The 11359-nt window shown below is 71.8% G+C and carries 12 protein-coding genes; 6 read left to right on the top strand and 6 right to left on the bottom strand.

Going from position 1 to position 11359, the window contains the following annotated elements:
• Window positions 1-115: 115 nt before the first annotated feature.
• A complete protein-coding gene (locus ACIBCJ_RS00060) occupies window positions 116-1066 on the top strand; it encodes an MBL fold metallo-hydrolase (protein ID WP_365981406.1) in 951 nt (316 codons plus the stop codon).
• A 33-nt stretch (window positions 1067-1099) separates the two neighbouring features.
• Here the strand turns inward: ACIBCJ_RS00060 and ACIBCJ_RS00055 are convergent, their stop codons facing one another.
• Together ACIBCJ_RS00055 and ACIBCJ_RS00050 are read right to left on the bottom strand one after the other, a co-directional pair.
• Complete coding sequence (locus tag ACIBCJ_RS00055) at window positions 1100-2041, bottom strand: aromatase/cyclase (RefSeq protein WP_362090955.1); 942 nt, start codon at window positions 2039-2041, stop codon at window positions 1100-1102.
• 79 nt (window positions 2042-2120) lie between these two features.
• Entirely contained in the window at window positions 2121-2918 is a 798-nt protein-coding gene (locus ACIBCJ_RS00050; RefSeq protein ID WP_365981405.1) for an SDR family NAD(P)-dependent oxidoreductase, read from the bottom strand.
• 197 nt (window positions 2919-3115) lie between these two features.
• On the opposite strand from ACIBCJ_RS00050, the gene ACIBCJ_RS00045 reads away from it, so the two are divergent.
• Together ACIBCJ_RS00045 and ACIBCJ_RS00040 are read left to right on the top strand one after the other, a co-directional pair.
• Window positions 3116-3637: a flavin reductase family protein gene (locus ACIBCJ_RS00045; RefSeq protein WP_365981404.1), complete on the top strand. Its 522-nt coding sequence runs from the start codon at window positions 3116-3118 to the stop codon at window positions 3635-3637.
• 46 nt (window positions 3638-3683) lie between these two features.
• A complete protein-coding gene (locus tag ACIBCJ_RS00040) occupies window positions 3684-3866 on the top strand; it encodes a hypothetical protein (RefSeq protein WP_365981403.1) in 183 nt (60 codons plus the stop codon).
• 41 nt (window positions 3867-3907) lie between these two features.
• Here the strand turns inward: ACIBCJ_RS00040 and ACIBCJ_RS00035 are convergent, their stop codons facing one another.
• Window positions 3908-5602 carry an MFS transporter gene (locus ACIBCJ_RS00035; RefSeq protein ID WP_365981402.1) on the bottom strand — a complete coding sequence of 565 codons (1695 nt, stop codon included), beginning with the start codon at window positions 5600-5602 and terminating at the stop codon, window positions 3908-3910.
• 123 nt (window positions 5603-5725) lie between these two features.
• Between ACIBCJ_RS00035 and ACIBCJ_RS00030 the strand changes: the two genes are divergently transcribed.
• The gene (locus ACIBCJ_RS00030) at window positions 5726-6340 is read left to right on the top strand and encodes a TetR/AcrR family transcriptional regulator (RefSeq protein WP_362090943.1); all 615 of its coding nucleotides are present in this window, start codon (window positions 5726-5728) and stop codon (window positions 6338-6340) included.
• Between the two features lie 261 nt (window positions 6341-6601).
• Window positions 6602-8770 carry a BTAD domain-containing putative transcriptional regulator gene (locus tag ACIBCJ_RS00025; protein ID WP_365981401.1) on the top strand — a complete coding sequence of 723 codons (2169 nt, stop codon included), beginning with the start codon at window positions 6602-6604 and terminating at the stop codon, window positions 8768-8770.
• Window positions 8771-8870: 100 nt separating this feature from the next.
• Here ACIBCJ_RS00025 and ACIBCJ_RS00020 read toward each other — a convergent pair whose 3' ends face one another.
• Window positions 8871-9062 carry a hypothetical protein gene (locus ACIBCJ_RS00020; RefSeq protein WP_362090937.1) on the bottom strand — a complete coding sequence of 64 codons (192 nt, stop codon included), beginning with the start codon at window positions 9060-9062 and terminating at the stop codon, window positions 8871-8873.
• A 134-nt stretch (window positions 9063-9196) separates the two neighbouring features.
• On the opposite strand from ACIBCJ_RS00020, the gene ACIBCJ_RS00015 reads away from it, so the two are divergent.
• Window positions 9197-9925 (top strand): TetR/AcrR family transcriptional regulator, encoded by a 729-nt coding sequence (locus ACIBCJ_RS00015; RefSeq protein WP_362090934.1) that lies wholly within the window; start codon window positions 9197-9199, stop codon window positions 9923-9925.
• Window positions 9926-9972: 47 nt separating this feature from the next.
• Here the strand turns inward: ACIBCJ_RS00015 and ACIBCJ_RS00010 are convergent, their stop codons facing one another.
• Window positions 9973-10695, bottom strand: a complete 723-nt coding sequence (locus tag ACIBCJ_RS00010) for an alpha/beta fold hydrolase (RefSeq protein WP_362090931.1) — start codon at window positions 10693-10695, stop codon at window positions 9973-9975.
• A gap of 148 nt (window positions 10696-10843) precedes the next feature.
• On the bottom strand, window positions 10844-11359 hold a 516-nt coding region (locus ACIBCJ_RS00005), incomplete at its 5' end, for an acyl carrier protein (protein ID WP_399281476.1).

Raw genomic sequence — 11359 nt, 5'->3', positions numbered from 1 at the left:
CCGCCGGGCCTCCTGCCCGCGGCCATCCGCCCACCTGCGCCGCTCCAGTGGGACGGCAGATCGTGAGGACCGCACGCGCCACCGACCCACCCGAGCCCGGGAAGGAACTCCTCCGATGACCCAGCCGTCGGCAACGCCCCGCCCCGACACTCCGCCCGCGTCGGCCCCCGCCCGCCTGGAGGACCTCGCACCGGGTGTCCACGCCTACATCCAGCCGGACGGGGGCTGGTGCCTGAACAACGCCGGCGTGCTGATCTCGGACGGCGCGGTGGCCGTGGTGGACACCGCCGCCACCGAACGGCGGGCCCGCGCCCTGCGCGCCGCCATCGCCTCCCGTACGCCGCTGGAGGTGGGCACGGTCGTCACCACCCACCATCACGGAGACCACCACTTCGGCAACTCGGTGGTCGCCCCGCACGCCGCCGTGGTGTCCCACGCGGTGACCCGGGCCGAGATGGAGCGGCGCGGGCTGGCGATGCGGGAGGTCTGGCCGGACACGGAGTGGGGCGACATCCGCCTCGTCCTGCCGACCCTGACGTTCCGGGACCGGGCCACCCTCCATGTCGGCGGCCTCACCGCCGAGTTGATCCACGTCGGCCCCGCACACACCACCAGCGACATCGTGGTCTGGCTCCCCGAGCAGCGCGTCCTGTTCGCGGGGGACGTGCTGCTGCCCGGGTGCACGCCCTTCGTCCTGATGGGCTCGCTGAGCGGCACCCTGGAGGCGGTCTCGCGCCTGCGCTCCCTGGATCCCGCGATCGTCGTGGGGGGACACGGTCCGGTCTCGGGCCCCGAGGTGCTCGACGCCACGCGGGACTACCTGCTGTGGGTGCGCGGCATCGCCCGGGCCGGCCTGGCCGCCGGGGTGTCCCCCCTGCGGGCCGCCCGGGACGCGGACCTGGGCCCGTACGCCGGACTCCGTGACCCCGAGCGTCTGGTGGCCAACCTGCACCGCGCCTACGCCGAGGAGTCGTCCCCGCCCGGGAACGCCGAGATCCGTTCGGCCCCGGTCTTCGCGGAGATGGCGCAATTCAACGGCGGCCGCCCCGTCGCCTGCCACGCCTAGGGCGTGACACGATCGCCGGCCGGGGGCGTCTCGTCAGCGGACGGTGCTCCGCTCGGTGAACTCCTTGGCGTGCCGCAGCGTCGTGAGGCTGTTGGTGCCCAGCGCGTCCCGTACGAAGGCCCGGGCGTCGGCCACCGTGGTCTCCGGTCCCAGCAGGGTGACCTTGGAGGGGTCGATCACGACGGTGTGGCGCGCCACGGCCGTCGTCGCTCCCTCCGTCTCTTCCAGCAGCCACGCCCCGACGTGCGCGGTCAGCAGCGGGGGCACCCGCAGCTGCTTGTAGACGATGCGGGAGGGGCCGAGGCTCACCCGCACCGACTCGGTGGTGTGCCGCGAGCCGTCCTTGGCGACGGTGTCCATCTCGAGGATCTGGATGCCGTCGTCCGGCTCCGTCAGCTTCACCCGGGCCACGTGCGGGAGCCGGTCCTGCCACTGCTCACCGCGCCACAGGAACGCGTGCACGTCGGCAGCGGGCGCCTCGATGCGCACCCGGTCCTCGAACGTGCACAGCAGTTCCCCCAGTTCCCCGGCGGATTCCGCGGTGGCCTTCGTCCGGCTCAGTTCGGCCTCGCTGTTGCGGTCCAGTGCCCGGTTGATCCACTCCACGTGCTCGGGGGCGTCGTCCTGCGCCGTGAAGTCGTGGTGGAGGACGACCTCGCAGCGGCTCTCGGACAGCGGGCGTATCTGCCACCGTCCGCCCATCGACGTCGCGGGTGCCGTCGTCCGCTCCTGCCGGAAGCCGACCGTGAGTCCCTCCGGGTCGAGCCGGCGGCGGGACTGCCAGTGCTTCACCTCGTCGTTGGCCGTGGCCCAGATCCGCAGGGTCTCCTCGCCGTCGCCGAGCGGCGTCTGCTCGACGTGCACCGACGGGGGGAAGACGCGCGGCCAGTCGGCGGCGTCCGCGATGATTCGGTACACCGTCCGCGCGGGGGCCTCGACGGTGATCGTGTGCCGAGCGTGATGCGTCACTGCCATGATGGGTCCGGCTCTCCTTCGGTCGGTCTGGGCGGAACGCGGTCCTCGGTGCGGACACCTGGACCGAGGGTCGTGCGCATCAGTAGCTGCCGAGACCGCCGCAGACGTTGATGGCCTGGGCGGTGACCGCGGCGGCGGCGGGGGCGACCAGGTAGGCGACCAGGGCGGCCACCTCCTCCGGGGCGGTGTAGCGGCCCAGCGGGATCTTGGCCTCGAACCGCTTGAGCACCTCTTCCTCGGCGACCTCCCAGTGGCCCGCGTACCCTTCGCGCACCCTCCTGGCCATGGGGGTCTCCACATAACCGGGGCAGACGGCGTTGACGGTGATCCCGGTCTTCGCCAGTTCCAGCCCGAGCGACTTGGTGAAGCCGACGACCGCGTGCTTGGAGGCGCTGTACGGCGCTCCCAGCATCACGCCCTGCTTGCCGCCCGTGGAGGCGATGTTGATGATCCGCCCCACCGGCTTGGCGCCCATGCCCCCCGCGTTGAGCACCTCGCGGGTGACGCGGAAGACGCTGTTCAGGTTGGTCTCGACGACGTCGTTCCACAGCTCGTCGGAGATCTGGGCGGTCACCCCGCCTCCGCTGCGGCCCGCGTTGTTGACCAGGATGTCGATGGGCCCGAAGCGGTCGACGGCCGCCGCGACGGACCGGGTGACGTCGGCGCCGTCGCGTACGTCGGCGGCGACGCCGTCCGCCGTGATGCCCGCCTCCGTCAGCTCCTTCACCGTCGCCGCCACGTCCTCGGCGCTGCGTGCGGTGATGAAGACCTCGATGCCGGACCTGCCCAGGGTCTCGGCCACCGCGCGGCCGATGCCCCGCGTGGCCCCCGTGACCAACGCGACCCGAGACCGACCGTTCTGCGGCTGTGCCGTCATGACGCTCCCTCCTGACCTGCCGACACTGGCTGTACCCGGCCGAGCCTGGCGGGCGGCCCTGGAGGATGACTGAAGCCCCGGGAGTGCGCACGGCGCCCGCCGCCGGCACCGGTGCGCCCCGCTCCATTTGACGATGACCGGCTCTCCAGGCCCGGATGCCAGGCTCTGGCGCAGGACCACTCGACCGGGAGGACAGCATGGGCACGACTTCGCCCGCCCGCGACCACGCCGACGCGGAGGTGCCGGTCAGTCCGGAAACGCTCCGCGGTGTGCTGCGCGAGGTGCCGACGGCGGTCACCGTGGTCACGGCGACGACAGGGGGCAGGCCTGCCGGTCTCACCGTGGGGTCGTTCGTGTCGGTGTCCCTGGAGCCGCCCCTGATCGGCATCTTCGTCGACGAGAAGTCGTCGAGCTGGCCGCAGATGATGCACGCGGCCACCTTCACCGTCAACGTGCTGTCGGGCGGCCAGCAGGAGCTGTGCGCCCGGTTCGCGACCAGCGGCGGGGACAAGTTCGCCGGGCTGGCGCTCCGGACGTCTCCGTCGGGCAATCCCGTGCTGCCCGGCGTCGCCGCCTGGCTGGACTGCCGGGTCGAGGAGATACGCAAGCTGGGGGACCACCACTTCGCGCTGGCGCGGGTGGTCGGCCTGGGGACGGCGGCGACGGCCGCGCCCACGTCGATCGTCTTCCACCGCGGCGCTCTGCACGCGATCCCGTGAACTTCGGAATCCGGTACCGGCCGCGGCTGCCGACGGCACGTCACCGGTGAACGGCCCCGCCCGCGACGGCGACCCGGACGCGAACTCGCTCCGGGCCGTCGTCGCGGGCGGGACACGCCTCCCGGCCGTCGCGGGCGGGACGCGCTTCCTGGCCGTCGCGGGCGGGACGCGCTTTCCGCTCCGCCCGCCGGCCGTGGTGCTCATCGGCGCGGGCGCGGGGCCGACCTGACGGTCAGCGACGCCGACGCCCGCACCGGCCGCACGGCCGGCTCACCGGCCGGCCTTCGTCGGCACCGGAGCCGGCGGCGTCGCGGGCTGTGCGTCCACCGCGACGGGCGCTTGCGGCGCGGCGGATTTCCGGGGCATCAGTACGGCGACGACGAGGGCCGCCGCGCCGAGCACGATCGCGCCGAGCATGCTGGTCGCGGACACCGCGTCGGAGAAGGCGGAGCCGACCGCGTCCGCCATCCGGTCCGAGCCCTGCGCCAGTTCCGCCGCCTGCTGCTTCAACCGGGCGGCGTCCTGGCCGGCCCCGGCCTGTGCGGCCTGCTCGGTCAGCTGCCGCGCCCTCTCCTCGAAGGACTGCGCCACGGCGTTGCCCGCGGCGACCGAGTCCTTCGCGGCCTCCAGCGCCTCCGGCGGCACCTTGCTGCCCTCGGTCGCGTCGCTGAGGTTCGCCGCGTACGAGGAGGCGAGCGCCGAACCGAGTACGGCGATGCCGAGCGATCCGCCGAGTTCGAGCGAGGTGTCGTTGACGGCACCGCCCACGCCGAGTTCCGACTCGGGGAAGGCGCCCATGATCGTGTCCGTGCACGGGGACACGGCAAGGCCCAGGGAGACGCCGAGCAGGGCGAGCGGCGCCACGAAGTCCCCGTAGGTGGAGCCCGCGTCCACGCCGATGAGCAGTGCCAGGGCCGTCGTACCGCCCGCCATGCCCACCGTCACCATGACCCGTGCGCCGAGGCGCGGCGTCAGCACACCGGTGGTCGCGGCGCCCAGGAACACACCGAGGGCCAGCGGCAGCATGCGGATGCCGGTCTCCAGCGGGTCGTAGTCGAGGACGAACTGGAAGTGCAGCGTGAGGAAGTAGAAGACGCCGAAAACGGCGAGGAAGAACGCAGCGATGGCCAGGTTCGCCCCGGCGAAGGCGCGCTGGGCGAACTTGCGCACGTCGAGGATCGGGCGCGGGTGACGCAGCTCCCACCGGACGAACAGCAGCAGGCCGGCCGCGGCGATGCCCGCGGCGGTGAACGCAGAGGCGCCCCAGCCGAAGTGCGGGCCGTCGATGATCATGTAGATCAGGGCGCCGGACCAGACCACCGAGAGCGCACCGCCGCCGTAGTCGATCCGGCCGCGGTCGCCGGCCTTGGACGGGGGCACCAGGACGTAGGCGGCCAGGATCGCCACGGCGCACACCGGGACGTTGATCAGGAAGGTGGACTCCCAGCCGTTGTTCTTGAGGAGCACACCGGCGATCAGCGGTCCTGCGGCGATGGAGAGCCCGGAGGTGGCCGCCCAGATGGTGATGGCCTTGGCCCGCTCCTCGCGCGGGAACGTCGCGGCGAGCAGGGAGAGCGTCGCGGGCATGATCATGGCGGCGCCGAAGCCCATGACCGCGCGGACGGCGATGACCTGGAGGGACGTGTCGGCGAAGGCGCCGGCCACACCGCCCGCGGCCATGACGAGCAGCCCGAGCGCCAGCGAACCGCGACGGCCGTACTTGTCCCCGATGGCGCCGAGCAGCAGCATCAGCGCGGCGTAGGGAACGGTGTACGCGTCGATGACCCACTGGAGGTCGGAGCTGGACAGATCGAGATCGCGGGTCATGTCGGGTGCCGCGACCGTCAGGGCGGTGTTCGCCATGACCGAGATCATCAGGCTCAGGCAGAGCACCAGCAGCGCCCACCAGCGTCGGGCGTACGGCCGGCCGGTCCGGTCGACCGGCTCGTTGACGATTAACGGCATGGGTCCCCTCCGTTCTGAGTTCGGCCTGCGGCTGCCGGTCGGCAGGCACAGGACGGCACAACGGCAAGTTGCGCACATGTGTGAATGTAGCCGCACTTGCACACACCTGTAAAACTAGGAGCCATGCACCCACACGCGTCGAGCCTCAGAGCCGAGGCCAACCGCCGACACATCCTCGACGTCGCCCTCGCCGAGCTGCTCCGCAGCCCGGACGCCTCCATGAACCAGATCGCCCTCGCGGCCGGCTTGTCGCGGCGCACGGTGTACGGGCACTTCCCCAACCGTGACGCGCTGATCGCCGCGATCATCGGCGGCGCCATCGAGGCGGTGGAGCAGGCCCACACCGCGGGCCGCGAGGGGGTGACCGATCCGGCCGAGGCGCTGGCCCGCTCCCTCCTCGCCGTCTGGGAGGTCGTCGACCGTTACCGCCTGCTGCTCTCCCTCGCCCAGCAGAGCCTCACGATGGAGGGCATCCGCGACCGTCTCGGCGCTGTCCACGGGGCCGGCACACAGCTCATTCAACGCGCCCTGGAAGAAGGGGAGTTCTCCTCTCCGCTGCCGGCGGAGGGGTTGCGCTACGTCCTGGAGGGAGTGCTGTTCTCGGTGATGGAGGCCACCAACAACGGGCATGTGCGCCCCGAGGAGGCGGGCCGCGCCACCACGGTCACGCTGCTGTGTGCCGCGGGCATGCCGCGTGCCCGCGCCGCCGCGCTGGTGGCCAGGATCCTGGACGAGTGAAACGCCGTGCCGCGGGGCGCCGTGAAGTCCCGCGGCACACGTCACGCATGCGTCCCGGCCCATTGTCCTCACGCCCAGGAGGAAATCGGGACCGGCGGCACACCGGGCGCCCATTGGCCGCTCATCGCGCGGTCTGCGGGCCCCGTCCGCGGCCCGGGAGGCCATTAGGCTTGTCGTCCCCCCACCAATCATCGCGCCGCCGTGCGCGTCCTCCTTCACACAGCTGAGTCCGTACCGATCTCAGGCAAGCGGGGAGTCCTGATGTGGTTTCGTATGCTCGGTCCCCTCGAAGTCGTCAAGGACGGCCGGCCCGTGCCTCTGGGCGGGACCAAGCAGAGAGCCACGTTGGCCTACTTGCTCCTCAACGCGAACCGCGTGGTGACCACGTCCGAACTTCTCCATGCGTTGTGGACGGAAGGCGACGCCCCGACGACGGCGCGCAAGATACTGCAGAATTCCGTCTGGGGGCTGCGTCGCGCTTTCACCACCCATCAGGCCGGTCACCTGTGCGACACACTGGTGACCAAGGCGCCCGGATACATGATCCGGGTCGAGCCCGCGCAGGTCGACCTCCATGTGTTCCACCGGCTGGTCGACGAGGGGAGGCTGGCCCTGCGGTCGGGCTCGCCGGACAAGGCGTCGCGGGCCCTGCGGGACGCGTTGGACCTGTGGCGGGGCCAGGCTCTCGCCGACCTCGCGGAGGCGGGGTACCGCTGGCCCCAGCTCGCCGCCGCGGAGAACACGCGGCTCGACGCCGTCGAGGACTACGCCGAGGCCGAACTGCTCTGCGGACGGCACCAGTCGACGCTCGGTGTACTGGAACCGGCGGTCGAGTCGGAGCCGCTGCGGGAACGCATGTGCGGCCAACTCATGCTGGCGCTCTACCGCTGCGGTCGCCAGGCGGACGCCTTGGACGTGTACAGCCGTCTGCGGGCCGCGCTGATCGACAACCTGGGCCTGGAGCCGGGGCGTGAACTGCAGGCCCTCCAGCAGGCCATACTGAACCACGACAGCGAGCTGTCCCCCGCCGGCCCGGCGGCGTCCACCGGGAGCGCCGAAGCCGCCCGCACGGACGGAGCCACGGCGGCGGACGGGGACCCTGCCGAGCCTGACGGACCGGGGGCAGGTCCCCTCGTCCCGGTGGAACGGCCGAGCGACGCACCGGCGTCCGCGGGCGCCGTGCCTCCCCCGCAGCCGTCGCCTCCGGCTCTCCCGGCTCCCGCGGCCGTCTCACCGCTGCAACCGGCCGGGGAGCGGCGGGTGGTGAGCGTGCTTCTCCTGAGGCTGGACTTCGGACCGACACCGGACGACTCGGCGCCGGACGGGACCGACCACCTGCGCGACGGCCCGGCCGACCGCGTCCGCAGCCTCGTCACCGCGTTCGACGGAGTGGTCATCGGCTCGCTCGGCTCCACTCACCTCGCGGTCTTCGACGCCCGCGACTCGGGCGGCAACCACGCGTGGTCGGCGGTGCGGGCCGCCATGGCGATCAGGGACGAACTCCACGCGAAGCACTCGCCCGCCCCGTTCCCCCGGCCCGCCCGGGGCCGGGGCGGGCCGGCCCTGCACGCCGCGGTGGCCAGTGGAGATGCCCGCTTGCGGTACGACGGGAGGGGACACACCACGACCGGATGGACGGTGGACGGGGAACCGCTCGACGAGAGCCAGTTCCTGCTTCAGCACGCCGGGGCCGGCGAGATACTCGCCTGCGGGACGACGCACCGGATGACCGCTTCCGCCGTCCGCTACGACCGGGCGGGCGACGGCACGCACGCGTGGAAGGCCACCGAGGAACGCACCCGCTTTCCGGGGGCTCAGCTCGGGCTCGCCGACCGGGAGGTCGAACTCGACGTCCTGGAAGCCCTGTGGCACCGGGTGCGCCATCACGGCACGCCCCATGTCGTCACCCTCTTCGGCGGCCCGGACACCGGAAAGAGCCGACTGCTCCAGGAGTTCGAGCGGCGCCTCCTGAACCAGGCGATCCCGCCCCGCTTCCTCTCGTACTCCCCGCCCCACCAGCCACCGGGACAGGGCTGGGGTGCTCCTCGGTCCCTCCCGGGCGGGCAGGAGCCCCCGTCCGATCCGCACGGGACGGAGGCGCCCATGGCCAGGCTGGCGGACCTGCTCGACCCGGGGGTGCCGTCCGGCGGGCCGGCGGAGCCGCGCCCGCTCGTGATCGCCATCGACGACCTGCACCTGACCGACGAGTCGCTGCTGGACTACGTGGACAACGTGTGCGCGGGCGCGGTCAGCGGCCCGGTCCTGTTCGTCACGACGGCCCGGCCGGAACTCTTCCGGAGGCGGCCCGACTGGGGTCGCGGCATGTCGCTCGTCACGGCCCTGTCCCTCGACCCTCCGGCCCTGTACCGCGGGGACACCGCACGTGACACCCGCCCCGGTACGCCGGACGAGCCGGGGCCGGCCGACTGACCCGGACGGCCAGGCGTGGAGCGGATGACGGGGCGCGCAGCCGCACGGGGGTGGGACGGCTGCGCGCCTGCTTTCGGGGGGCCGCCGCGACGGGGCCGGGTCAGCGCTGCCGCGCCTCGCGCAGGACCTCCTGGCTCACGGCGTCACCGCTCACCGCCGCCTCCAGCACGTCGATGAGCCGGGCGATCTGCGCGTCCCTCACGGAGAGCGCGCGGGAGACGCCCCAGACGCCGCCCGCGACGAGCACCAGAGCCGTCGCCGCGAACCGCCAGTCCTCAAAGCTCTTCAGCATCGTCAACCCCGGGGCTCGACTATGGACAGTAGAAGTTCTACTCAGTAATATTCTTACCACTGACTTAACTTACGGGCTATAACAAATCATAGCCCAGCTACCGTGTCAACGGCTACGACTGCGAGGAAGAAGCAATGGCCCAGCAAACGTCCAGCTCCTGGGTGAAGCGGCGCCGGCAGGCCACACTTCTTGAAATCCGCTCCACGGCCCGCCAGTTGCTGCGCAAGCACGGCCCGACCGGAGTGACGATCAATGCCGTGGCCCGGGAGATGGGCATGAGCGGCCCCGCCGTGTACCGCTATTACGTCAGTCATGACGCCTTGGTCGAAGCGATCATCACCGACTTTTATCAGGAGCTCACCTCGACGATGCTGGCGGCGCGCGACACCTGTCCGCCCGAGTATCCCGGCCGGAGGCTGCTGGTGACCTGCCGTGCGATGCGCGCCTGGGCCCTCGACCACCCCAGCGAATTCAGCTGGATGTTCGCGAGTCCCGTGATGTCGGCGGCCAAGGCGGACGAGGAGTCGCCGCGGCAGCGGGCGGGGCAGCAGTTCGAGAGCGTCTTCCTCGACCAGCTCGCGGCGGTGTGGAAGCAGGCCCCCTATCCGGTGCCGGCCTTCACGGACCTGTCACCGTCCATCCAGCGCCAGATGACCGACTACTCGGCCCGCACCAACAGCAGTCTCCCACCCGAGGCCCTGCACCTGTTCCTGTCGAGCTGGATCAAGCTCTACGGCCTGCTCTGCATGGAGATCCTCCACCAGCTCGACTTCGCCTACACCGACCTCGAACCGGTATTCGAGGACGACCTGTACGAGCTCTGCACCATGCACAATCTGACGTACGAGCCCCCGGCGCGGTGAGACTCCGCCCCGCGACCGCGGCGCTCCCCCGGTCCGTCGCCGACGGGTCAGCGGGCGAGCAGCGCCTCCCGCACCACCGCCGCGACCCGCGGCACCTGGTCCTGGAGGTAGAAGTGGCCGCCCGGGAAGACGTGCAGCCGCGAGCCGGCCGAGGTGAGTTCCTCCCATCGTGCCGCCTCTCGCGGTGACACGATCGGGTCCGCCTCTCCGGTCAGCACCGTGACCGGGCAGTCCAACGAGGCGCCCGGGGTCATGCGGTAACTCGCCAGGGCCCGGTAGTCGGCCCGTACCACCGGCATGATCATCGAGATCATCTCGGGGTCGTTCAGGATCTCCTCGCCGACACCTCCCAGCCGGTGCAGCTCGGTGAGCAGTTCGTCGTCCCGGCTGAGCAGATCACCGGGGCGCGGTCCCGCCGACGGGGCGGCACGTCCGGAGGCGAACAGGTGCGTGAGGTCTTTCGACGACCGAGCCCCGCGCAGCGACTGTGCCGCCTCGAAGGCCACGAGCGCGCCCATGCTGTGGCCGAGGAACGCGCAGGGACGCCCGTCCGAGAGCAGAGCGCCCAGCTCCTCGCCGACGGCCTCGGCCATCCGGCCGATCTCCTCGACCGGCTGCTCCCGGTGACGGTCCTGACGGCCCGGATACTGCACCCCCAGCACCTCGATGTCCGGGGCCAGCGCCCGTGCGAGTCCGGCGAAGGAGGTGACGGCGCCGCCCGCGTGCGGGAAGCACACCAGCCGGACGTCCCCGGGGCCCGTCGCCCCCATCCGTCGTATCCAGTGGCCAGTGCCCATCGGTCCGTGCTCTCTTCCTGTCGTGGTGTTGCTTCTTTCCGCGGGGTCCTCGCACCCGGCGGGCGTTCAGCGGCAGTCGGCCGGTCCGTCCTTCCGGGCCGGCCGACTGCCGCCGTACCGGTTACTCGGCTCCGTCGATCAGCGCGAAGAGCTCCTCGTCACTGGCGGAGTCGAGGTCGTCGGTGGCGTCGGCGTCGTCGTCGTCCGGACCGGCGCCGGTCAGCTCCAAGAGCCGCTGGAGCTGTTCGGTGATCTGCCGTCGCAGCACGTCGTCGTCGCCGACGTCCCGGATGCGCTCCTCCAGCCCTCCCAGTGTGGTGAGCAGGGTGTGGGGGGTGGGGGTGTGCTGGTCGGTGAGTTGTCCGTCGAGGTGGCCGGCCAGTGCCGTGACCGAGGGATAGTCGAACACGACGGTGTTGGCCAGCCGCAGCCCGCTCAACGCGTTCAGCCGGTTACGCAGCTCCACCGCGTTGAGGGAATCGAACCCCAGCTCCTGGAAAGCACGGTCGGCCTCCACCTCCCGCGCATCCTCATGACCGAGAATCGCCGCGACCACACCCTGCACCACATCCGTCAGCACCCGCACCCGCTCCACCGGCGACATACCCGCCACCCGCTCACCCAGCAACCGCCCCGC

The organism is Streptomyces sp. NPDC051136 (assembly GCF_044455745.1).
In the GTDB taxonomy this organism is placed as follows: Bacteria; Actinomycetota; Actinomycetes; order Streptomycetales; family Streptomycetaceae; genus Streptomyces.
This window is presented reverse-complemented; position numbering and strand designations above follow the sequence as displayed.